At 67.4% G+C, this 22,503-nt stretch carries 19 protein-coding genes and 1 pseudogene; 6 read left to right on the top strand and 14 right to left on the bottom strand.

The window, feature by feature from the left end:
- The first annotated feature begins 71 nt into the window (after nucleotides 1-71).
- A complete protein-coding gene (locus BSY239_RS11200; protein WP_069046921.1) occupies nucleotides 72-1,262 on the top strand; it encodes a YjgN family protein in 1,191 nt (396 codons plus the stop codon).
- Nucleotides 1,262-2,326 (top strand): M48 family metallopeptidase, encoded by a 1,065-nt coding sequence (locus tag BSY239_RS11195; protein ID WP_069046920.1) that lies wholly within the window; start codon nucleotides 1,262-1,264, stop codon nucleotides 2,324-2,326. Before BSY239_RS11200 ends, BSY239_RS11195 begins: the two co-directional genes overlap by 1 nt.
- Before the next feature lie 18 nt (nucleotides 2,327-2,344).
- Here the strand turns inward: BSY239_RS11195 and BSY239_RS11190 are convergent, their stop codons facing one another.
- Both BSY239_RS11190 and BSY239_RS11185 read right to left on the bottom strand, forming a co-directional pair.
- On the bottom strand, nucleotides 2,345-3,481 hold the full coding sequence (locus BSY239_RS11190; RefSeq protein ID WP_069046919.1) for a lipocalin-like domain-containing protein: 1,137 nt from the start codon (nucleotides 3,479-3,481) through the stop codon (nucleotides 2,345-2,347).
- Nucleotides 3,481-6,051 carry an FtsX-like permease family protein gene (locus BSY239_RS11185; protein WP_069046918.1) on the bottom strand — a complete coding sequence of 857 codons (2,571 nt, stop codon included), beginning with the start codon at nucleotides 6,049-6,051 and terminating at the stop codon, nucleotides 3,481-3,483. Before BSY239_RS11185 ends, BSY239_RS11190 begins: the two co-directional genes overlap by 1 nt.
- Nucleotides 6,052-6,231: 180 nt before the next feature.
- Between BSY239_RS11185 and BSY239_RS11180 the strand changes: the two genes are divergently transcribed.
- Together BSY239_RS11180 and BSY239_RS22605 are read left to right on the top strand one after the other, a co-directional pair.
- The gene (locus BSY239_RS11180) at nucleotides 6,232-7,125 is read left to right on the top strand and encodes a transglutaminase-like domain-containing protein (protein WP_069046917.1); all 894 of its coding nucleotides are present in this window, start codon (nucleotides 6,232-6,234) and stop codon (nucleotides 7,123-7,125) included.
- A gap of 66 nt (nucleotides 7,126-7,191) precedes the next feature.
- Nucleotides 7,192-7,362, top strand: a complete 171-nt coding sequence (locus tag BSY239_RS22605; protein ID WP_172823098.1) for a hypothetical protein — start codon at nucleotides 7,192-7,194, stop codon at nucleotides 7,360-7,362.
- Nucleotides 7,363-7,428: 66 nt separating this feature from the next.
- Here the strand turns inward: BSY239_RS22605 and BSY239_RS11175 are convergent, their stop codons facing one another.
- Nucleotides 7,429-8,091: a class I SAM-dependent methyltransferase gene (locus BSY239_RS11175; RefSeq protein WP_069046916.1), complete on the bottom strand. Its 663-nt coding sequence runs from the start codon at nucleotides 8,089-8,091 to the stop codon at nucleotides 7,429-7,431.
- A gap of 94 nt (nucleotides 8,092-8,185) precedes the next feature.
- Between BSY239_RS11175 and BSY239_RS11170 the strand changes: the two genes are divergently transcribed.
- Nucleotides 8,186-8,533, top strand: coding sequence for a heavy metal-binding domain-containing protein (locus BSY239_RS11170; protein WP_069046915.1), 348 nt, complete (start codon nucleotides 8,186-8,188; stop codon nucleotides 8,531-8,533).
- A 4-nt stretch (nucleotides 8,534-8,537) separates the two neighbouring features.
- On the opposite strand, the gene BSY239_RS11165 is transcribed toward BSY239_RS11170, so the two are convergent.
- The 6 genes and pseudogenes from BSY239_RS11165 to grpE all read right to left on the bottom strand — a co-directional run bounded on the left by BSY239_RS11165 (nucleotide 8,538) and on the right by grpE (nucleotide 16,252).
- Nucleotides 8,538-9,740, bottom strand: a complete 1,203-nt coding sequence (locus tag BSY239_RS11165) for a lytic murein transglycosylase (protein ID WP_069046914.1) — start codon at nucleotides 9,738-9,740, stop codon at nucleotides 8,538-8,540.
- 67 nt (nucleotides 9,741-9,807) lie between these two features.
- Entirely contained in the window at nucleotides 9,808-11,172 is a 1,365-nt protein-coding gene (locus tag BSY239_RS11160; RefSeq protein ID WP_069046913.1) for an MBL fold metallo-hydrolase, read from the bottom strand.
- Between the two features lie 104 nt (nucleotides 11,173-11,276).
- On the bottom strand, nucleotides 11,277-12,293 hold the full coding sequence (locus BSY239_RS11155; protein WP_156775460.1) for a ZIP family metal transporter: 1,017 nt from the start codon (nucleotides 12,291-12,293) through the stop codon (nucleotides 11,277-11,279).
- Between the two features lie 149 nt (nucleotides 12,294-12,442).
- Nucleotides 12,443-13,576, bottom strand: a complete 1,134-nt coding sequence (gene dnaJ / locus BSY239_RS11150) for a molecular chaperone DnaJ (protein WP_069046912.1) — start codon at nucleotides 13,574-13,576, stop codon at nucleotides 12,443-12,445.
- An 80-nt stretch (nucleotides 13,577-13,656) separates the two neighbouring features.
- Nucleotides 13,657-15,597, bottom strand: a pseudogene (gene dnaK, locus BSY239_RS11145) (molecular chaperone DnaK); the annotation flags it as partial.
- Between the two features lie 88 nt (nucleotides 15,598-15,685).
- On the bottom strand, nucleotides 15,686-16,252 hold the full coding sequence (gene grpE / locus BSY239_RS11140) for a nucleotide exchange factor GrpE (protein WP_069046910.1): 567 nt from the start codon (nucleotides 16,250-16,252) through the stop codon (nucleotides 15,686-15,688).
- Nucleotides 16,253-16,410: 158 nt separating this feature from the next.
- Here grpE and BSY239_RS11135 point away from each other — a divergent pair, with 158 nt between their 5' ends.
- Nucleotides 16,411-17,262 (top strand): fumarylacetoacetate hydrolase family protein, encoded by an 852-nt coding sequence (locus BSY239_RS11135; protein WP_069046909.1) that lies wholly within the window; start codon nucleotides 16,411-16,413, stop codon nucleotides 17,260-17,262.
- Here BSY239_RS11135 and BSY239_RS11130 read toward each other — a convergent pair whose 3' ends face one another.
- The 5 genes from BSY239_RS11130 to BSY239_RS11110 all read right to left on the bottom strand — a co-directional run bounded on the left by BSY239_RS11130 (nucleotide 17,263) and on the right by BSY239_RS11110 (nucleotide 22,502).
- Nucleotides 17,263-17,601 carry a winged helix-turn-helix transcriptional regulator gene (locus tag BSY239_RS11130; protein WP_069046908.1) on the bottom strand — a complete coding sequence of 113 codons (339 nt, stop codon included), beginning with the start codon at nucleotides 17,599-17,601 and terminating at the stop codon, nucleotides 17,263-17,265.
- Nucleotides 17,602-17,735: 134 nt separating this feature from the next.
- Nucleotides 17,736-18,287: a MarR family winged helix-turn-helix transcriptional regulator gene (locus tag BSY239_RS11125; RefSeq protein WP_083239928.1), complete on the bottom strand. Its 552-nt coding sequence runs from the start codon at nucleotides 18,285-18,287 to the stop codon at nucleotides 17,736-17,738.
- A 4-nt stretch (nucleotides 18,288-18,291) separates the two neighbouring features.
- The gene (locus tag BSY239_RS11120) at nucleotides 18,292-19,995 is read right to left on the bottom strand and encodes an acyl-CoA dehydrogenase family protein (RefSeq protein ID WP_069046907.1); all 1,704 of its coding nucleotides are present in this window, start codon (nucleotides 19,993-19,995) and stop codon (nucleotides 18,292-18,294) included.
- On the bottom strand, nucleotides 19,992-20,732 hold the full coding sequence (locus BSY239_RS11115) for an ABC transporter ATP-binding protein (RefSeq protein ID WP_069046906.1): 741 nt from the start codon (nucleotides 20,730-20,732) through the stop codon (nucleotides 19,992-19,994). Before BSY239_RS11115 ends, BSY239_RS11120 begins: the two co-directional genes overlap by 4 nt.
- The gene (locus tag BSY239_RS11110) at nucleotides 20,733-22,502 is read right to left on the bottom strand and encodes a branched-chain amino acid ABC transporter ATP-binding protein/permease (RefSeq protein WP_069046905.1); all 1,770 of its coding nucleotides are present in this window, start codon (nucleotides 22,500-22,502) and stop codon (nucleotides 20,733-20,735) included.
- Nucleotide 22,503: the final 1 nt, after the last annotated feature.

Below are 22,503 nucleotides of genomic sequence, written 5' to 3'. Positions count from 1 at the left end.
GGGGTAGGTCATTGGTACAAATCTTTGATGCTAGGATCGCGGCCAAATTTTCAACCACCAGGAGGGACGGGATGGCACAGCACAGCGAATTTGAAGCAACCGAGGTCCTGCCTGACAGCCGACTGCCCACCAGCGAACCATCCCACCCACTCGACATCCGATTCACCGGTTCCGGCAGCGAGTACTTCCGCATCTGGATCGTCAACCTGCTGCTGACCCTGATCACCTTCACGCTGTATTGGCCGTTCGCCCGCGCGCGCCGGCTGGCCTATTTCCAGAACAACACGCTGGTGGGCCACGACCCGCTGGGTTTTCATGGCGACCCCTGGAAGATGTTCCGCGGTTACGTGCTCATGTTGTTGTTCGGCGTGTCGTACTGGGCGGTCTCGAACTTTGCGCCGACCTTCGCCTGGCTTCCATTGCTTGTGCTCGCGGTGTTGTGGCCCGCGCTGTGGCGCGCATCGCTGCAGTTCCGCTTGCGCAACACCAGCTGGCGTGGCGTTCGCATGTCCTTCGAAGGTGACCTCAAGGGTGCCTACCTGTGCATGCTGCCGTTCTTCATTCCGGTGGTGCTGATCGGCGTGGTGTTCGGTGTCGTTGCATCGGCCATGCAGGGCGCGGAAGAAGGCGCTGCCGGTGCCGTGTTTGCCGCAGTCACTGGCTTGGTCGCACTGGCCATGGCCGCGCTGTCGCCCTGGCTGCTGGCGCGCATCAAGCGTTACCAGCACGGTGGCTACGCGTTTGCACAGCAGCGCACGCGGCTGGATGCCGGCCTGGGTGCCTTCTACGGTTTTTCGTTGCGCGCGATGGGGGTGTCCTTGCTGTGCACCGCCTTGCTCGCCGGCGTGGGCGGCGTTGTTGCGGCGATGGCGGGCGGGCTCTCGGGTGCGGCTGTGATCATGTTGCCCTTTCTGTTGGCTCTGGCCTACCTGGTGTTCCCGCTGGTGCTCGTGCCCTACACCACGTCGCGGCTGCAAAACCTGCTGTGGGCCAACACGCGCAGCCGGCGCATCCGCTTCGACAGCCGGCTGAGGTTCGCTCCCCTGATGCGTTTGACCGCGAAGAACTGGCTGTTCATTGCACTCACGCTGGGCCTGTACTGGCCTTTCGCCAAGGTGCACACCGCGCGCATGCGGCTGGAGGCCATGGGCGTCTCGGTGCAGGGCGACGTGAACGCCTGGCTTGCCAAGGCCCAGGGCGGCGACAAAGGCATCCTGGGTGATGCCGCGGGCGACTTCTTCGGCATCGACATGGGCTTGTGATGAGCCCAGCGCCGCGCCTGTCCAGCACCTGGTTCGATGGCCAGAGCCCGCGTGCGCAGGCCTGCGAGCTCTGCATCGAAGATGGCGTCCTCGTGCTCCAGGTGGGCGCCAACGAGCGCCGCTACCCGGTGCGCCAGGTGCGCTGGGCCGAACGCCGCTCGCATGGTCAGCGCCAGAGCGAACTGCCCGACGGCAGCCTGATCCAGCACGCCGATGCCGGGGAGTGGGACGCGTGGCGGCAGGCCAGTGGCCAGCGCGATGGTGCCGTGGTGGGCTGGATGCAGAGCTGGCGCGCCACGCTGGCCGCCATGGGCGCGAGCGTGGCGTTTCTCGCTGCGGCGTGGACCTGGGGCGTGCCGTGGCTCAGCCAGACCCTGGCGCAGCAAGTGCCCCATGCGCTGGAGGCGCGCCTGGGTGAACAGGGCATGCAGCAGCTGGACCGACTGTTCCTGCAGCCCAGCGCACTGCCCGCGCAGCAACAGCAGGCCTTGCGCGAGCGGTTCGCCTCGGCCGTGGAGCGCGCCCACCCGCAAGGCGACGCACCGCCGTGGCAACTCTCGTTTCACCAGTCCAAGGCCCTGGGCGCCAACGCGTTTGCCCTGCCCGGCGGGTACATCGTGATCACCGACGATCTGGTGAAGCTGCTGGCCGACCAGCCCGATGCCATTGTCGGCGTGCTGGCGCATGAGCTGGGTCATGTGCACCACCGCCACGGGCTGGATTTGATGGTGCGCGCGAGCCTGGTCAGTGCGCTGGTGGGTGTGGTGCTGGGCGACGCCAGCGGCTTCCTGGCCACCGTGCCCGCCACCTTGGCCACACAGGCCTATTCACGCGACGCCGAGCGCGCGGCCGATGCATTCGCTGCTCGCTTGCTCCACGTGAGCGGGGCCTCTCCAGCGGTCATGGTCACTTTCTTCGAGCGCATCCAGCGACTGGAACATCAGGGTGGTGAAGACGAAGAGACCGACAAAGAAAGCGACAGCGCCGCGCTGCCCATCGCCATCTCCAGCCACCCCGACCACGTCGAGCGCATCCGGTTCTTCAACGCGTGGCGGCCCGACTGAGGCGCTCGGACGCAGGCGCTACAACACCAGCCGCTGCGCGTATCCCGTCATCTCGAGGTAGCCCCGGCCCACGCGCTGACCGTTGCTGTCAAACAGGTCCGAGAGACCCTCCCAGTACACCGTGCCGGTGCCCTGGCGTCCGTCGAGTTCCTGCGGGTCGATCACCGCCTTGACGGTGTAGAAATCGGCCGGCGTGCGGATCAGCCACTCCACCGGGTACTTCGCGCGGGTGAGCGGGCTGGTCCAGGTGCGCTGCGGTCTGAAGTCGACCTCACCGGGGCGAAAGCGGTAGATGTCGGTGGGACTTTGTGCACTGCCTGCTGCGCGAAACGAGCCGCCCGCCCAGACCTTGCTGCCGTCGGCCCGGCGCAGCTGAAACGCGGTCAGGCTGTGGCCGTCGAACAAATTCATGCCGATCCAGTCCCAGCCCACGGCCTCGGGGTGCAGCAGCGCTTCGCTCCACTCGTGATCGAGCCAGGCGCTGCCCTTCACCGCAAACCGCTGTTGACCGAGGCCCAGCGTGCCTTGCACCGCGAGCTGGGGATGCGACACGTAGAAACTCGCCTGGGATGGGTCGGGGCCTTTGCGCGAGAAGCCTTCTTCACCCTGCAGCAACCAGGCCTGTTGCGGTTGGGCGGTGAGGTCGATGCCCAGCCCATCCCCGCCGATGCGTGTGGTGTAGCGGCCGTCCGGGGTGCGTTCAATCTCCCAGTCGCGCAGCACCACGCGCGTGTCGGCTTCGCTGGCGAACACGCCGCGTTCGGTCACCGTGGGCGTCTGGCCGTTCCAGCGCGCCATGCGCTGGTCGTGCACAAGCTTGCCGCTTTGCACATCCGTGATGGCCGCATGCGCGAACAGCAGGTGTTTCGCGGCGAGGCGACTTTGCAGGGCCTGTGTGCCGTCCACGCGGCTGCGGAAGAAAGTGACCTGAAAGCCGAACTCGCGACCCTTCTCGTCCTGCGCGTGGCCGGTGAGGTACCACCATTCGGTGCGGGTGTCGTTGTGCGTGCCGTGGTCGCGCGGGAACACGAGTGCGCGGGGGCGCAAGGCATCGCCGGGGCGGTGCGGGGTTTGCGCTCGTGATGCGGGAATGGCGAGGGCTCCTGCCGATGCCATCAAGAGGTGGCGGCGCATCACATTCAATCCTGGTTTCATCACCAGTCCTCCTTCACCGCACGCACCGCATCGCGGCTCGCCGCTGCCTGTCCGGCCAGCCAGGCCGTGAGTGTGCCGGCCACCACCACGGCGGCGCACAGCGCGAGCAGCCGCGCCCAGGGCAGCACCAGGTCCATGGTCCAGTGAAAGCTCTGCGGGTTCACCACATGCACCAGCACCAGGCTTACCGCCAGTCCGAGCGCCAGTCCGGCGATGGCGCCCAGCAGCGTCCAGGCCAGTCCTTCGAGCGCCACCACGCCCAGGATCTGCTGCCGCGTGAGGCCGAGGTGGGCGAGCAGGCCGAACTCGCGTTTGCGCGCCAGCACTTGCGCGCTGAAGCTCGCCGCCACACCAAACAGGCCGATGCCGATGGCCACCGCCTGCAGCCACACGGTGACGGCGAAGCTGCGGTCGAAGATGCGCAGCGAGACCGCGCGGATCTGGCCCGACGAGGCGAATTCGATCAAGCCCCGTGCGCCTTGCCGATCGGCCAGCGCGCTGATGCGCTCGCGCACCGCGTCCTCATCCGCCCCCGCGTTCAGGTGCAGGGCCAGGTCGTTCACACGGACATCGCCCGTGAGACGCACGAAGTCGGCGCGGTCCATCGCCACGCTGCCGTGCTGGCGGGCGTAGTCGCGCCACACGCCCGCCACGAAGAAGCGCACGCCGCGCACGTTCGGCCCGGCAAAGGCTTGTGCCAACCCCGGCAACCAGCCGCCGGGCTCTGCGCCGTACAGGTCCACCATGGCTTCGCTCACGTAAACCGCCATCACGCTGTCACCGTTGGCCGCTGACGGGGCGGGCAGCGGATTGCCCACCAGCGGCAGGCTCAGCGCGGCACCGGGCACCATGGTCAAGGGGCGCGTGAGCAGCACCACGGCCGGGCGCGCCGGGTCGAACTGCACCGGCGTGGCGCGCAGCGTGTCCACGCGTTCGACGCCCTCCACGCGTGCCACCGCCGCCACAAAATCGGGCGGCAGGTGGGCCGTGTCGTTGCCGCTGCCCCCGGAGCTGCGCACATAGAGCTGTGCCGGCAGCACCGCGTCGAGCCACTGCGTGACCGAGTCGCGAAAGCTCGCCACCATCACCGTGAGCGCCACCGACAGCGCCAGGCTCGCAACCACACCACTGGTGGCCACGGCGGCCGTTTCGCGCAGGCGGCGCGCGCGCTCCACCGCGAGCACCGGCAGCGCACGTCGCGTGATGTGGGGCGCAAGGCGGTCCAGCAGCCAGCCCACCGCCAGCGGCAGCGCCGCGATGCCACCCACCAGCAGCAGGCCCACCGACAGGTAGGCCGCGAGCGGGATGCCGCCCACCGGCGGCGCCCAGGCCAGGGCCGCGGCAAGCGCCACCAGCGCCAGGGCCAGCGTGTGGCGGCGCGCGCCGGGTCGCACGGGTGCGCCCAGGCCCTTCAAGGCCAGTGCCGGCGCCATGCGGGCGGTGGCGCGTGCGGGCCACCAGCCGCCCACCACCGAGGCCGCCACACCCAGCAACCCATACACCAGCGCGGCCCGGGCGCCCCATTGCAGGGGCGGCGCCACGCCCGAAAAATAGCCGCCGCCCAGATCACCGCCGAGCAGCTTGAGCGCGAGTGCTGCGAGCGCCGTGCCCAGCGCAATGCCCAGCAGGCTGCCGAGCAGTCCCAGCAAAGCCGACTCGGCCAGCACCAGGCGCAGACGCTCGCTGCCCGAGAGACCGAGCACACCGAGCAACGCAAACTGCGGCTGGCGCCGCGCCACCGACAGCGACAGCACCGAGAACACCAGAAAGGCACCGGTGAACAGCGCCACCAGCGCCAGCACGGTGAGGTTGACCCGGTAGGCGCGCGAGAGGTTGCTCACGCGTTCGCCCGACTGTTCGGGCCGCTGGGCGATCACCTGCCCGGGCAGGGCGAGCGAGGTGAGCACCACATCCAGCTGCGCGCCAGGCGCGAGACGCAGGTCGATGCGGCTGAGCTGGCCCACGCGGTCCATCAGGTCTTGCGCGGCGGCCACGTCCATCACCAGCAGCGGCGCACCCGGTGCGCTCACACGCCCGGCCACGCGCACCGTGCGCAGCGCCAGGCCGCTCTGCAGCTGCAGCGTGGGGCTGCTGCCCAGCGCCTGCGAGGCGGAAGCGTTGAGAAACACCGCGTCGGGAGCAAACAAGTCGAAGCGCCGCGCCGCGGTGTTGTCGGACGCGCCCTCGGGCACCGGCATCAGCGCCGGCGAGAGGCCCGCCACCACCAAAGCGTCCACGCCCAGCAGTTTCACAGCCACGCGTTCGCCACCGGGCAGCACGGCCTGGGTGGGCAGTTCCAGCACCGGGCTGGCCAGCGCCACGCCCGGGTGAGCGGCCACGCGGTCCAGCAGGGTGTCGGGCAGCAGACCCTGGCGGGCGCGCAGCTCCACGTCGGGCTGGCCATTGACCGAACTCACCGCGCTGGAAAACTCGGCCAGCGCCGAGGCGTTGATGAGGTGCACCGCAAACGCCAGCGCCACGCCCAGCATGACCGCCACCACGGCCGAGGCGTTGCGCCACGGGTGGTGGCGCAACTCTTGCAAGGAAAACGTGGAGAGCAGCGCGCGCATGGCGTTTGAGCTTACGCTCAAGACCATGTCCGGCCGCAGTGCCGGGGCATGGTGCCTTGGCGCACAGACGAGGCCCATTCACCCCCATACCATCAACCGGGTTTTTTCACCGTCCCTCGGCGATCACGATCCCCGCACCCGCCGACAAGGCGGGTTTCTTCCTCTCTCAACGGTGACCCCATGGTTCGCATCCACCTCGCCATCGACCTGCAATACCAGGTCAACCAGCCCAGCGCTGACTTCATCTTCAATGTGCAGGCCGCCCATTCGCCTCAGCAGGCGGTGGTGTGGGAAGAGTTGCAGGTCAGTCAGCCCGTGCCCCTGGTGTCGTACACCGACCCCGCCACGCGCACACGCATCCTGCGCCTGACCGCCACGCCCGGCCCGCTGCAGCTGCGCTACCGTGCCACGCTCGACATCGTTCACCACGTGGACCAGCCCGACAGCGTGTTCGAGACGCCCATCAACCAGCTGCCCACCGATGTGCTCACCTACATCTACCCCAGCCGCTACTGCCAGTCCGACTGCGTGACCGCCATGGCCAACCAGTTGTTCGGTCAGATGCCACCGGGTTACCGCCGCGTGGAGGCGATCCAGAAGTGGGTGCAGAGCCAGGTGACCTTCGAGTCGAACACCAGCAATTCCATGACCTCGGCCATGGACACGTTGAACGACCGCAAGGGCGTGTGCCGCGACTTTGCCCACCTGATGATCACCTTCTGCCGCGCGCTCAACATCCCGGCGCGCTTCACCACCGCGATCGACTTCGGCGCCGATCCGGCCCTGGGCCCGACCGACTTCCACGCCTATGTGGAGGTCTATCTGGGCCACCGCTGGTACCTGTTCGATCCCTCGGGCACCGCCATTCCCATGGGCTTTGTGCGCATCGGCACCGGGCGCGACGCGGCCGACGCTTCGTTTGCCACTATCTTCGGCCCCGTCTCGGCCCAGGCGCCACGCATCGACATCTCGGCGCAGACCAACCCCGCCCACGGCTGGCTCATGCCGGTGCGCCGCGATGACGCGCTGTCCACCGATGCGTCCTTCACCTGGAGCGGCGGCAACGCCACCTGACGCCTGCGGAGCCTTGTGGCCTAATAGCGGGTTCCGTCACTTTTGCAACTTTCTCAGGATCCAGTCATGGGCAACAAAATCGTCACCGAAGCCGACCGCAAAGCCACCCCACGCCCCACGCCCGTCGCTGGCGTGTCCCTGACCTCCCCCGGCCGTGGTCAGCGCGTGAGCCTGGAGCGTGGTGTGGCCACCCGCAGCAAGAAGAACCCTGGCAAGCGCTCCAAAAAGGGCGGCTGACCGGTTCGGCCCCGATGGCCGGCCTTGCTGAAATGCAAACAGCCCGCACCGCGGGCTGTTTGCATTTCAGCGCGTGAAAGAGAGGAAACGCCCCTTGTAGGCTGTGCCGTCCTCCAGTTGGCGATCGGCCGCGCGCATGGTGAGCACAAAGCCCAGGGTGCCCATGTCGCGGCCAAACGCGGCGCGGTTGCCCCGGTCGGGGTCGACGATCACGATCTGTGCTCCCACCGCCGCGTGGCGGTGGATGAAGGCGGCCAGCTGCGCCGGCTGCTGGCGCTCGTACAGCAGGTCGCTGCCCACGATCAGGTCAAAGTGCCCCAGCGCCGGGTTGTCGGTGGCGGCCACACTCTCCCAGTTGCCGGCCTGGTAGGGCAGCGGCCCCAGCTTGTTCAAGACCAGGTTGTGGCGCAGGAACTCCTCGGTCAGTGGATGCCAGTCGCTCACCGTCACATCGGCACCGCGCCGGTGCATCACCAGGCTGGCCAGCGCCAGACCCGCACCGATCTCCAGCACGCGCAGACCCGCCAGCGGGTGCGTGAGCATGGCCAGCGCGAGCACGCGCGACGACGGCCACACCTGACCGAAATGTGACCAGCCCGCCGAGGGCAGGCCAATGTCGGCTGCGGCGTGGTGGCTGTCGTTGAATTGCTGGTCGTCGATCAGGCAGCGGAGATGCCAGTCGGTGCCGCCGAGCGCAATGGTCTCGGTCTTGACGTGGTAGCCGGGCATGGGATGTTCCCGTTGTGGCTGAGTCTCACCGTAGCACCTGCGCTGCACAATGTCCGTACGCCACACCACGCGGCGCACTCACAGGAGTTTTCACATGGGATGGTTTTCCAAAGCGAAAGACGGCTTTTTCCTCAGCACCACCACACCCGAAGGCATTGATCGTTCGCAGTACCTGGGCGTGGTCAACGGTGAAGCCATCATCGGCGCCAACATCTTCCGCGACATGTTCTCGTCGGTGCGCGATGTGGTGGGCGGGCGCGCTGGCGGCTACGAGCGGGCTCTTTCGGGCGCGCGCGACGCGGCCGTGGAAGACCTCATCGAGGCTGCGCGCGAGATGGGCGCCAACGCCGTGATCGGCATCGACTTCGACTACGAAGTGCTGGGCGAGACCAACGGGATGATGATGGTGGCGGTGAGTGGGACGGCGGTGAAGATGGGCTGATCGTTCAGCCGCCGCGCAAGGCCTTCAACAGCTTCTGCCCCGCCCGTCCACTGGCCTCCTGTCCCAGCCGCTCCTGCTCGGCACGGATCGCCACACGGCTCTTGTCACCCAGCATGCCGTCCACCGCGCCGATGTCGTGACCACGTGCAATCAGCAGCGTCTGCACCTCGCGGCGCTCGGCGCGTGAGAGGCCCGGATCGTCGGTGGGCCAGGGCGTGGTGAAGGGGCCACCGCCGCGCAGCCGGTCGGCCAAGTGGGCGATGGCAAGACCATAACTTTCGGCCGCGTTGTAGCTGTAGATCGCATCAAAATTGCGCAGCACCAGGAAGGCCGGGCCTTGTGCACCGGCGGGGGTCATGAGGCCGGCGCTGCCGGTGGCGGGCAGCGTCGACCCGTCGACCCGCTTGAGGCCGCGCGACGCCCATTCAGCCATGCCGCGTTTGGTGCGACGCCCTTCGCCAGCCGTGCTGAAGCCCTCGGGCAGCTTCACTTCAAACCCCCAAGGTTGGCCGCTCTGCCAGCCGGCCTTGGCCAGAAAGTTGGCGGTGGACGCGAGCGCGTCGCTGGTGCTGTCCATCAGGTCGGCCTTGCCGTCGCCGTCGAAGTCCACCGCGAGGCGCTCGAAGGTGCTGGGCATGAACTGCGTGTGGCCGAAGGCACCGGCCCACGAGCCCACGAGCCGTTCGGGCACGATGTGCCCGGCCTGCAGGATGCGCAGCGTGGCGTAGAACTCGGTGCGGAAATACGCTTGCCGCCGCCCGAAGCATGAGAGCGTGCCCAGCGACTGCACCAGCGGCGACTTGCCGAAGGTCTGGCCGAAGTTGCTCTCCACGCCCCAGACCGCCACCACGGTGGCCGGGTCCACGCCGTAGTTGTCGCTCACGCGCGCCAGCGTCTCGGCGTGGCGCGCCATCAGGGCGCGGCCCTCGGCCACACGCTCCTCGTCCACCAGGCCGGCCAGGTAGTCCCAGATCGCCGTGCGGAACTCGGGCTGGAAGTTGAGCTTGTCGATCACGCTCATGTCGGGCGCGAGATTTTGCGTGTGCAGCGCAAAGGTCTCGTCGCGCACGCCGGCGGCGCGTGCCGGTGCGCGCAGCGTGTTCAGGCAGCTGTCGAATTCGGGGTTGGGGGATGGTGTGGGGGACTGGGCCCACGCCGCAGAAGACAGCAGGGCGGCGCCCAGGATCAGGGAAGGTTGAAGATTCATCGGGGTGAGAGTGGAGATGACGGGCCGCGTTCCATGGGCCGTGTGTGCAGTTGTGTGCGCGGGTGGTTCAGGCGGCCCAGGTGCTGCCGTGTTCGGGCACCAGCGCCTGCCAGCGCAATTCGGTTTCGATGCGGTGTCGCAGCCGGTCCGAGGCCTCCATGTCGCCGTGGGTCACGAAGACGCGGCGCGGCGGCTGGGGCAGGGCGCGCAGCCATGACATGAGCTGCCCGGCGTCGGCGTGCGCCGAGGCGGATTTGAGTTGCACCACCTCGGCGCGCACCGGCAGGTCCTGCCCGTGGATGCGCAACTGCGTGCCGCCATTGGCCAGTGTGGCACCGCGTGTGCCAGGGGCCTGGTAGCCGGTGAGCAGCACCATGTTGCGGTGGTCGCCCAGGTACTGCACCAGGTGGTGCAGCACACGCCCGCCGGTGGCCATGCCGCTGGCGGCCAGGATCACCTTGGGGCCGTGCTGGCGCGCAATGGCCTTGGACTCGTCGGCCGTGCGCGTCATCTTCGCCACCAGCGCCATGGCATGGCACTGCGCGGCGTTCAGCCGGTGCTCACCCAGGTGGCGGGCAAACAGCTCGGTGCTGTGGATGGCCATGGGGCTGTCGAGGTAGACCGGCAGGCTGTGCGGCAGCTGGCCCGCAGCCTTGAGCTCGGCGATGGCGTGCAGCAAGGCCTGAGCGCGGCCCACCGCGAACACCGGCACCACGGCGGTGCCGCCGCGGGCCGCGACGCGCTGCAGCGCCGGAGCGAGTTCGGCGATCACGTCTTCGTCCGGGTGGTCTCTGTCTCCGTAGGTCGATTCGCACACGACCACGTCGGCCGCGGGCGGCGCGTCGGGTGCGAGCATCAGCGCGTCGTCGGGCCGGCCGAGGTCGCCCGAGAACAGGATGCGCCTCCCGCCCACCTCCAGCAGCAGGCTCGCCGCACCGAGGATGTGGCCGGCGCCCGAGAACAGGGCCGTCCAGCCCTTGAGAGGCTCGAACGGCTGGTGCATGGGCACGGTGCGAAACAGCTTGAGGCTTTGCAGCGCATCGCCCTCGGTGTAGAGCGGCAGCGCGGGCGAATGTTTGGAAAAACCCTTGCGGTTGGCAAAGGCCGCGTCTTCTTCCTGGATGTGCCCACTGTCGGGCAACAGGATCTGCGCCAGATCGCGCGTGGCCGGCGTGGCCCACACCTTGCCGTGAAACCCTTCCTTGGCCAGCAGCGGCAGATACCCGCTGTGGTCCAGGTGTGCGTGGGTGAGCAGCACGGCGCCGATGTGGTTGGGCAGCACCGGCAACGGGTCGCGGTTGCGCAAGCGCAGCTGTTTGTAACCCTGGAACAGACCGCAGTCGACCAGCAGGCTCTGACCATCGTGTTCGACCAGGTATTTGGAGCCTGTGACGGTGCCGGCGCCGCCCAGAAATCGGATGTGTACGCTCATGCGGGGCATCTTACGCCCCGCCTCTCGGCTTCAGAGGGCCGCCGCGCCGGGCCGCTCCCAAGCAAGGCCGCGCCCCCTCGGGGGGCAGCGGCGGAGCGTGGGGGTCAACTCAACACTGCGTCAAGGAGCAGCATGAAGATGAAGCCTGCCAGCAGCGTGGCCGTGGCCATGGTCTCGAAGCCGTTGCGGTGTGTCTCGGGAATGATCTCGTGGCTCACCACGAAGAGCATGGCGCCTGCCGCGAGCGCCAGGCCCAGCGGGTAGAACACCGGCACGCTGCCCAGCACCGCCAACCCGACGATGGCGCCCAGCGGCTCGGCCAGGCCGGTGAGGGCGGCCACGCCCCAGGCCTGCATCGCGCTGCGGCCCAGGGTGCGCAAGGCCATGGCCACGATCAGGCCCTCGGGCATGTTCTGCAGGCCGATGGCCAGCGCCACCGACGCGCCCGCTTGAGCGCCGCTTCCATCGCCCACGCCCGCATAGGCGGCGCCCACCGCAAGACCTTCGGGCACGTTGTGGATCAGGATGGCCAGCACCATCAGCTTGGCGCGTTGCACCGCAGCGCTGTCGGCCTGTGCGCCCCAGGCCCCGGTGTGGCCGAGGGCAGCCGGCGGCAGCACCGCGTGTTCGTGGGGCGTGAAGCGGTCGATGGCCAACATGAGACCCATGCCCAGCGCCAGGCCGACCCCGCTGAGGGCCGCCGCGCTGGTGGCGCCGCCGGTCATGCCGGCGAACAGGGTGCGCCCGGCCTCCAGCGATGGCAGCAGCAGGGCGAAGATGGCCGCGGCCAGCATGATGCCGGCCGAGAAGGACATCAGCGCCGCCTCCTGCAGCTTGCTGACCCGCTGCACCAGAAACACCGGCAGGGCACCCACGGCCGTGGCCACCGCCGCCAGCAACGAGGCCTGGACACCGGCGGCCATGGCACTGCCGTTGTCGGCTGCCGTCCACCAGGCGCGGGTGGGCGCCCAGAAGGTGCTGAGCGCCGCCAGCCCCGCCATCACCAGCAGGCCGGCACCCAGCGCGAGCAGGGCGTTGCGCATGGCGTGGGCGGGCACTTGCAGGTCAAATTCCTGCAGCTGGGCCCAGACGGGTCGGACTTGTCGGATCAGGGCGGTCATGGCTTCTTGCGGGTGGTATCAGGAGCTGTGAGTTTGACAAAAACTATCGGTTCAGGCCAATCGATGTTGGCAATGAGGGGGATAGGGCTGCCGGATGAAAAAAGGGGCGACGGTTGCCCGGCGCCCCTTTTCAGGTTGAGTCAGCTGGTTCAGCTGAAGAACGACTTCGCTTTCTCGAACCAGCCCTTGTCGTTCGGGCTGTGCTTGTGGCCGCCCTTCTTGAACGACTCGTCCAGCTCCTTGAGCAGCTTGCGCTGGTGCTCGGTGAGCTTGATCGGCGTCTCCACCGCCACGTGGCAGTACAGGTCGCCGGGGTAGCTGCTGCGCACCCCTTTGACGCCCTTGCCGCGCAGGCGGAAGGTCTTGCCGCTCTGCGTGCCTTCGGGCAGGTCGATGGTGGCCTTGCCTTGCAGCGTGGGCACGTCGATCTCGCCGCCCAGGGCGGCGGTGGTCATGGGCACGGGCACGGTGCAATGCAGGTCGTCGCCGTCGCGCTCGAAGATGTCGTGCTTGCGCAGGCGCACTTCGATGTAGAGGTCGCCCGAGGGCCCGCCGTTCTGGCCGGGTTCGCCGTTGCCGGTGCTGCGGATGCGCTGGCCGTCGTCGATGCCGGCGGGGATCTTGATCTCCAGTGTTTTCTGCTTCTTGATCTTGCCCTGGCCGTGGCAGGTGGTGCAGGGCTCGGGAATGATCTTGCCGGTACCGCTGCACTGCGGACAGGTCTGCTGCACGCTGAAGAAACCCTGGCGCATCTGCACCGAACCCTGGCCGTGGCAGGTGCTGCAGGTCTTCACGCTGGTGCCGGGCTTGGCGCCGGTGCCGCTGCAGGTTTCGCAGTCGTCCCAGCTGGGAATGCGGATCTGCGTGTCCTTGCCGCCGGCCGCTTCTTCGAGCGAGATTTCCATGGCGTACGACAGGTCGGCGCCACGGTAGACCTGGCGGCCGCTGCGTTGGCCGCGCGCGCCACCGAAGATGTCGCCAAAGATGTCGCCAAAGGATTCCGAGAAACCGCCGAAGCCTTCAGCGCCGGCTGCGCCACCGCGCAGGTTCGGGTCCACGCCGGCGTGGCCGTACTGGTCGTAGGCCGCCTTCTTCTGCGGGTCGGACAGCATCTCGTAGGCCTCTTTGGCCTCCTTGAATCGCTCTTCCGCCGCTTTGGCCGCATCGCCCTGGTTGCGGTCGGGGTGGTGCTTCATCGCAAGTTTGCGATACGCCTTCTTGATCTCTTCGTCTGCGGCGTTCTTGGGGACGCCGAGCACTTCGTAAAAATCGCGTTTGGCCATGGTGTGTTGCAGTTCGGTTGGAACACAAACGCCGCGGCAGGTTGCCCTGACGCGGCGGATGATCGAAAGGGTTCAGCCGATCAGGACTTCTTCACTTCCTTGACTTCGGCGTCGACCACATCGTCGTCGTTCGCCTTGCTGCCGCCTTGCTGCGCACTCTCGGCGCCGCCGGCCGCTGCTGCCTGTTCGGCCTGCGAAGCGGCGTACACCTTTTCGCCCAGCTTCTGGCTCGCGGTCATCAGCGCTTCGGTCTTGGCTTCGATGGCTTCCTTGTCCTCGCCCTTGGCCGCTTCTTCCGCGTCCTTCAGGGCCGACTCGATGGCTTCCTTCTCGGCGGCTTCGAGCTTGTCGCCGTGTTCGCCCAGGCTCTTCTTCACGCTGTGGACCATGGCTTCGGCCTGGTTGCGCGCCTGCACGAGTTCGACCTTCTTCTTGTCGTCGGCGGCGTTCAGTTCGGCGTCTTTGACCATCTGCTGGATCTCGGCTTCAGAGAGGCCCGAGTTCGCCTTGATGGTGATCTTGTTCTCCTTGCCGGTGCCCTTGTCCTTGGCGCCCACGTGCAGGATGCCGTTGGCGTCGATGTCGAACGACACTTCGATCTGCGGCATGCCGCGCGGTGAAGCGGGAATGCCTTCCAGGTTGAACTCGCCCAGCAGCTTGTTGCCCGAGGCAATCTCACGCTCGCCCTGGAAGACCTTGATGGTCACGGCCGGCTGGTTGTCTTCGGCGGTCGAGAAGGTCTGCGCGAACTTGGTCGGGATCGTGGTGTTCTTCTGGATCATCTTGGTCATGACGCCGCCCATGGTCTCGATACCAAGAGACAACGGGGTCACGTCGAGCAGCAGCACGTCCTTGCGGTCACCCGAGAGCACCTGGCCCTGGATGGCGGCGCCCACGGCCACGGCTTCGTCGGGGTTCACGTCCTTGCGCGGTTCCTGGCCGAAGAATTCCTTCACCTTTTCCTGCACCTTGGGCATGCGGGTCATGCCGCCGACCAGGATCACGTCGTGGATGTCGGAGACGCTGATGCCCGCGTCCTTGATGGCCATGCGGCAGGGCGCGATCGTGCGCTCGATCAGCTCTTCCACCAGGGCTTCGAGCTTGGCGCGCGTGAGCTTGATGTTCAGGTGCTTGGGGCCCGACGCATCGGCGGTGATGTAGGGCAGGTTCAGGTCGGTCGCGGCCGAGCTGGAGAGCTCGATCTTGGCCTTCTCGGCGGCTTCTTTCAGGCGCTGCAGTGCGAGCACGTCTTTCGACAGGTCAACGCCCTGGTCCTTTTTGAACTCCGCAATGATGTAGTCGATGATGCGCTGGTCGAAGTCTTCGCCGCCCAGGAAGGTGTCGCCGTTGGTGGAGAGCACTTCAAACTGCTTCTCGCCATCGACGTCGGCGATCTCGATGATGGACACGTCGAAGGTGCCGCCACCCAGGTCGTACACAGCGATCTTGCGGTCGCCCTTTTCCTGCTTGTCCAGGCCGAAGGCCAGGGCCGCAGCGGTGGGCTCGTTGATGATGCGCTTCACGTCCAGACCGGCAATGCGGCCGGCGTCCTTGGTGGCCTGGCGCTGGGCGTCGTTGAAGTAGGCCGGCACCGTGATCACGGCTTCGGTCACCGGCTCGCCCAGGTAGTCCTCGGCGGTCTTCTTCATCTTGCGCAGGATGTCGGCAGACACCTGCTGGGCCGAGATCTGCTTGCCGCGCACTTCCACCCAGGCGTCGCCGTTGTCGGCCGCCACGATGGAGTAGGGCATCAGGTTGATGTCCTTCTGCACTTCCTTCTCGGTGAACTTGCGGCCGATCAGGCGCTTGATCGCGTACAGCGTGTTGCGCGGGTTGGTCACGGCCTGGCGCTTGGCCGAGGCGCCTACCAGCACTTCGCCGTCTTCCTGGTAAGCCACGATCGACGGCGTGGTGCGTGCACCTTCCGAGTTCTCGATCACCTTGGTGGTGTTGCCTTCCATGATGGACACGCACGAGTTGGTGGTGCCCAGGTCAATGCCGATGATTCGTCCCATGTTGTGACTCCGTGTAGAAAAAGATTGTTGAAAACGATGTGGATGAGGTGTGGATAAGTCGGGCTCTTTTCAAGAGCGTGACCGCTTCGACAACCTATTTGGGTGCGGTGACCGTGACCAGGGCCGGGCGCAACACGCGATCGGCAATGGAATAGCCCTTCTGGAGGACGCTCACCACGGTGTTGGCTTCCTGCTCCGCCGGCACCATGCTGATGGCCTGGTGCTGGTGCGGGTCGAACTTGGTGGAGCTCGCCGGGTTGATTTCCAGCACGCGGTGGCGCTCCAGTGCGCTCTTGAGCTGCTTGAGCGTCGCTTCAGACCCTTCGCGCAACTGTTCGCGCGTGGCCTCGGTGATGGCCAGACCGGCTTCGAGGCTGTCGGCCACGGCCAGCAGGCTCTCGGCAAAGCTTTCCACCGCGAACTTGCGCGACTTGCTGATTTCTTCCTCGGCGCGGCGGCGGGTGTTCTCGGCCTCGGCCTTGGCGCGCAAAAACTGCTCGGCCAGATCGGCGTTCTGCGCCTTGAGGGTCGCGACCTCGTGGCTCAGGGCGTTCATGGCTTCGGCCTCGGCCACCGCGGCAGCCGCCATCGCCTCTTCGGGGCTCATGGGTGCACCGGTGTCCGGGGAGGCCTTGTCATCGGGCTGGTTGTCTTGGCTCATGGAAGTGAATGGAAAAGTTCTTGAAAAAGGTGGGCAATGACGGCCGCAACCGGGCACATGGGGGCGGTGAGCGGGGTTTCAAGGAGGCGACAGGCGTTTGGCAGGGCAGGGCCCCACAATCGGCCCCTTTCCTACAGACGACTCAACAGGCTGAACCCATGAAACTCTTTCGCCATGGACCCGCGGGTGCCGAGAAACCCGGTCTGATCGACGCCAGCGGCACGCTGCGCGATCTCTCGGGGGTGGTGGCCGACATCCACCCGGCCACCCTGGGGCGTGATTCTATGGCCCGGCTGGCCGCGCTCGATCCGACCGGCCTGCCCGCGGTGCCACCCGGCACCCGTTTCGGCGCCTGCGTGGGCGGCGTGGGCAACGTCATCGGCATCGGTCTGAACTACGCCGACCACGCGGCCGAGGCCGGGCTGAAGCCGCCTGGCCAGCCCATCGTGTTCAACAAACACAGCGGTGCCATCTGCGGTCCCAACGACGATGTGTGGCTGCCACCGGGCGCGCAGAAGCTCGACTGGGAGGTGGAACTGGGCATCGTGATCGGCCGCCGCGCCTTCCACGTGAGCGAAGACGATGCGCTGGACTTCGTGGCCGGCTTCTGCCTGGTCAACGACGTGTCCGAGCGCGCCTACCAGATGGAACTTGAGGGCCAGTGGGCCAAGGGCAAGAGCTACCCCACGCACTGTCCCGTCGGCCCCTGGCTGGTGACGCCCGACGAACTGGGCGATCCGCAGGACGTGGACCTGTGGCTGGACGTGAACGGCGAGCGCCGCCAGACCGGCAACACCCGCACCATGATCTTTGGCGTGAAGAGCATCGTGAGCTACCTCAGCCGTTTCATGGCGCTGCAACCCGGCGACGTGATTCCCACCGGCACACCTCCCGGCGTGGGCATGGGGCACAAGCCGCCGGTGTACCTGAAGGCGGGTGACGTGGTGACGCTGGGTGCGCGTGGCCTCGGGGAACAGCGCCAGGTGGTGGTGGCGAGCCCCGCCGGCTGATCAGGCGCCGGCCTGGTGCTGCGTGGCGCTGGCCGAGGCGCGCGCCTGCTGGTGCGACCACTTGGTGGCGAACTGCTGCACATCGCTCAGGCGGCGCGCCAGTTCGGCACCCTGGGGTGTGAGGCGGTAGCCATGGCCGCTGTGGTCCACCAGCCGCGCCGCGCGCAGTTCCTTGATGCGGGTGTTCAAGGTGTTGGGTGTCACGCCACCCACGCTGTCCTGCAGCAGGCGAAAGGTCTGCGGGTGACCATCGGAGAGCGCCCAGATCACCCGCATGGCGTAACGTGATTCGAGCAGGTCGAAGAGCTGGATCACGGCAGCGTTGTCCTTGGCACTCATGCGGATTCTCCTGGGGGCCTGGCGAAAGCCCGAAGGAGAACTATAGGGTCGAAGGCGCGGTGCTACCAGTTTGCTAGCTGCGTGCGCTGCAGCAATGTGGCGCAAAGAACGACGCTACGGATTTACCCGGATTGTCAGGCGCCGGGGCGGCGGTAGACCTTGCGCAGCAAGCTGCTGAGCGTCTGCAGCTCGGCCGGTGTGAGCGAATGCGTGGCTTCCTGCTCCAGGTCGGTGGCGGTCTTCTGGGCCTGGATGTGCAGGCGCTGGCCGGCCAGGGTCAGGTGCAGGCCCTGGGCGCGGCGGTCGGTGGGGTGGGGCTGGCGCTCGATGAGGCCGCGCTTGTGCAGCGCCTTGACCATGCCCACCAGGTTGGGCGGCAGGATGTCCAGCGCCGCACAGATCTGGCGCGAGGTCACGCCGGGGTTGTGTGCCACCACGGTGAGCACCGAGAAATCCACCGGGCGCAGGTCGTACGGCGCCATGCGGCGCAGGAACAGCGCAATGATGGTGAGCGCTGCGCGCCGGGCGTTGTAGCCGAGCAGGGTCTCCAGGTACGAGGTGTCGATCTCGGGTGCCTCGCCTGGCCCGTTGGCGGTTGTGGCTTCGCCCAGAAGGCCGTCGGTGGCGTCCTTCTTGCGCGGTCCGCGGGGGCGGCGCATGGCGTTGGCGGTGGAGGTCTCGGGCATGGCGTCAGAGCATAGCCGGGGCAGGCTGCCCGGTCTTCAAAGTGGTGTTCATCATGCCCATGCGCATGTCGAATTCGGGCCACACCCAGCGCCAGAAGGCGGCGTGTGCGGTGGCCTCAACGTCGGGTGCGGTGGCCAGGCGGTCCCAGGCCCAGGCCATGAGCAGCAGCGCCAGGGAACGCAGGAAGTCGTCGGCCAGCCAGAAGGGTTGATCGGGGCCCGCATCGGCGTGCGGCACGACCTGTTCCTGCACGAATGCACTGAAGGCCTGCAGGGCTTGCCGTGTGCGCTGGCTTTGCCCGGGTTCTGCGGCCAGCTCGGCGAGCAGGGTTTGCAGCGCCGCGGCACCGTCGGGCAGGGTCTTGCGCACCAGCAGGTCGATCGCCTGGATCTCGTTCGTGCCTTCGTAAATCATCGCCACGCGCGCGTCGCGCACATGCTGCTCGATGCCCCATTCGCGCACATAACCGTGACCACCGAACACCTGCAGGCAGGCGCTGGCGCCGCAGAAGGCCTGCTCGGTCCAAGCGGACTTGAGCACCGGCGTGACCAGGCTGCACCAGCGCGCTGCGGCTTCACGCTTCGCGGCATCGGGGTGGTGTTTTTGCGTGTCGAGTTCGAGCGCGGTGCGGTAGGCGATCACGCGGCCGGCGGCGATCCAGGCGCGCTGGGTTTGCAGAATGCGCTGGATGGCTGGGTGCAGGGCAATGACATCGGCTCGACCGGCCTTGCTGCTGCCGGGCGCGCGCATCTGGCGGCGCTCCTGCGCATAGGCGTTGGCCTTCTGCCAGGCCGCGTCGAGCAGGCCGATGCCCTGCAGGCCCACCAGCAGGCGCGCGGCGTTCATCATCACGAACATCGCGTTCAGGCCCTTGCCGGGTTCGCCGACGATGGAGGCCGCCGCTTCGTCGAAACGCATCACACAGGTGGGGCTGGCGTGGATGCCCATCTTCTCTTCGATGCGCTCGCAATGCACCGCGCTGCGCTGACCATCCGCTTCGAACTTGGGCACGAGGAACAGCGACAGACCTTTGGGACCGGGCGGCGCATCGGGCAGGCGCGCGAGCACCAGGTGCACGATGTTGTCGCTGAGGTCGTGTTCACCGCCGGAGATGAAAATCTTGGTGCCCGACAGTGCAAAACGCCCGTTGGCCAGCGGCACGGCCTTGGTCTGCACCAGACCCAGGTCGCTGCCGGCGTGCGGTTCCGTCAGGCACATGGTGGCCAGCCATTCGCCGCTGGCCAGCTTGTTCAGGTAGCGTGCTTTCAGCGCGTCGCTGCCGTGGTGGCGGATGCATTCGTAGGCGCCGTGCAGCAGGCCGGGCGCCATGGTCCAGCCGTGGTTGGCCGCGTTCAGTTGCTCGTGCAGCACCGCTTCCACCACGGTCGGCAATCCCTGGCCGCCGTCTTCCACCGCGCAGGCCAGCGACGGCCAGCCGGCCTGCCAGAAGGCCTGGTACGACTCGCGAAACCCCGGTGGCATGGTGACCGCGCCGGCCTTCCACTGCGCGCCGATCTCGTCGCCGCTGCGGTTGAGCGGAGCCACCACCTCGCCCACGAACCTGCCGGCCTCGTCGATCACCTGCAAGAGCAGCGCGGTGTCGGCGTGCTCGGACATGGCCGGGAGCTCGGCCAGGCGCTCGTGTGCGCGCAGCACGTCGAACAGAACGAACGCGTGCTCGGATGTGCGGGGCTGGTAAACGTTCATGCCGTGGCTGCCTTGCGCGCGCTGCCCAGGTAGGTCTCGATCACGCGCGGGTCGCTGGCCAGTTCGCTGGCCGGGCCGTGTGCGCTGAGTTCACCCATTTCCAGCACATAGCCGTGGTCGGCCACCTGCAGCGCGGCGCGTGCGTTCTGCTCCACCAGCACGATGGTCACGCCGGTCTGGCGCAGGCGTTCGATGATGGAGAAAATCTCGCGCACGATCAGCGGTGCCAGACCCAGGCTGGGCTCGTCGAGCATGAGCAGGTCGGGGCTGGACATGAGCGCGCGGCCCACGGCCAGCATCTGGCGTTCACCGCCCGAGAGCGTGCCGGCCAGTTGTGTGCGGCGCTCCTGCAGGCGCGGGAAGATGCTGTACACATCGTCGAGCTTGCTGCGCCATTTCGGGTTGCCCAGGCGCATCTGGCGAAAACCGCCCAGCAGCAGGTTGTCTTCCACCGGCATGGTTCCGAAGAGTTCGCGCTTTTCGGGCACCAGCGCCATGCCGTTCATCACGCGTTCCTCGAGCGTGAGCGTGGTGATGTCCTGGCCCCGAAACAGGATCGTGCCCTGGCCGGGCAGGATGCCCATGAGCGTGTTGAGCAAGGTGGACTTGCCCGCCCCGTTGGGGCCGATCACCGTGATCACACCACCGGGCTGGGCTTCGATGTCGATGCCGTGCAGCACCTCGGCGCGGCCGTAGCCGGCGCGCAGGCCCTTGACTTGAAGAATGGGTTGGGTCATTTAGTGCTCCGTTCCCAGGTAGGCAGCGCGCACCTTCGGGTCGTTCTGAATCTGCTCGGGAGGCCCCTGCGTGAGCAGGGTGCCGAACTCCATCACCACCAGGTGGTCGCAGATCTGCATCACCAGGTCCATGTCGTGCTCGACCAGCAGGATGCTCATGCCTTCTCCCTTGAGCTGGCGCAACACGCCGCCCAGGGCCTGCTTCTCCTGGTGGCGCAGGCCGGCGGCGGGCTCGTCGAGCAGCAGCAGGGTGGGGTCGGCGCACAGCGCGCGTGCAATTTCCATCAGCCGCTGCGGACCCATGGCCAGGTTGCCCGCCTGCTCGTGCAGGTAGGCGCCCATGCCGATCCGTTCCAGCTGTCGCTGCGCTTCGCGAAAGAGCTGCTTTTCTTCCGCGCGGTTGGCGCGCAGCATGGCGGGCAGCACGCCCTTGCGGCCGCGCGTGTGCGCACCCAGCGCCACGTTCTCCAGCACCGTCATGTCCGGGATCATCTTCACGTGCTGGAAGGTGCGCGCCATGCCCAGCTGCGCGATGGCGCGCGAGGGTTGGCCGACGATGTTGCCGCCCTGGAACTGCACCGCACCGCTGGTGGCCGGCAGCACGCCGGTGATGAGGTTGAACGTGGTCGACTTGCCTGCGCCGTTGGGGCCGATCAGGCCCACGATCTGTCCGGCGTGGATCTGGAAGCTGATGTCGTTCACCGCGACCAGACCACCGAACTGCATTCGCGCCTTCTGCACGTCGAGCACCAGCGCGCCGGTGGCAGGCTTGGGGCGCTCGGGCAGGGGCGCTGCGTCGGCCCAGTCCACCGTGCGCGGCGGCTTGGGCAGGTGCCGACCCACCAGCGACCACAGACCGTCGGGCAGGTACTTGAGCACCACCACCAGCGCAATGCCGAACACGATCACCTCGTAGCTGCCGCTGGTGCCGATGAGCTTGGGCAGAAGCACCTGCAACTGGTCTTCGAGCACGCGGATCAGGCCGGCGCCGACGATGGCGCCCCAGACGTGCCCGACACCGCCGATCACCGCCATGAACAGGTACTCGATGCCCATCTTCAAGCCGAAGGCAGACGGGTTGACCGTGCGCTGGAAGTGCGCGAGCAGCCAGCCGGCCACCGATGCGAAGAGGGCGGCCAGCACAAAGATGGTGACCTTGTAGCGGAAGGTGCTGATGCCCATGGCCTCGGCCATTTGTGAGCCGCCCTTGAGCGAGCGGATGGCGCGGCCCGCGCGCGAGTCCAGCAGGTGCAGCAGCGCGGCGGCAAAGGCCAGCAGGATCACCCAGGTCAGCACGAAGAAGGCGCGGCCCTGGCCGATGTCGTAACCGCCAATGCTCAGGCTCTGGATGCCCAGCAGGCCGTCGTATTTGCCCAGGGCGTCGAGGTTGCCCATGAGGTAGTAGAGCGACAGGCCCCAGGCTATTGTTGCCAGCGGCAGATAGTGGCCCGACATGCGCAGCGTGATCAGACCCACCAGCAGCGCGCTGCCGGCCGTGAGACCCATGCCCACGAACAGCGTGAGCCAGGGAGAGAGGCCGGTGTTGAGCGTGAGCCAGGCGGTGGTGTAGGCACCGATGCCGACAAACGCTGCCTGGCCGAACGAGGTGAGGCCGCCCACGCCGGTGAGCAGGATCAGGCCGAGCACCGTCATGCTGTACATGCCGATGTAGTTGAGCTGGGCGATCCAGAAGTCGGGCAGGGGCAACACGACGATGAGGGGAATCGCCAGGGCCAGGATCAGCAGGCCGAGGTTTTGCAGCTTCGGCATC

This window comes from Hydrogenophaga sp. RAC07, from assembly GCF_001713375.1.
Classification (GTDB): domain Bacteria; phylum Pseudomonadota; class Gammaproteobacteria; order Burkholderiales; family Burkholderiaceae_C; genus Hydrogenophaga.
Note: the sequence above shows the minus strand (reverse complement) of the source record. Positions and strands in the feature narration are given on the sequence as shown.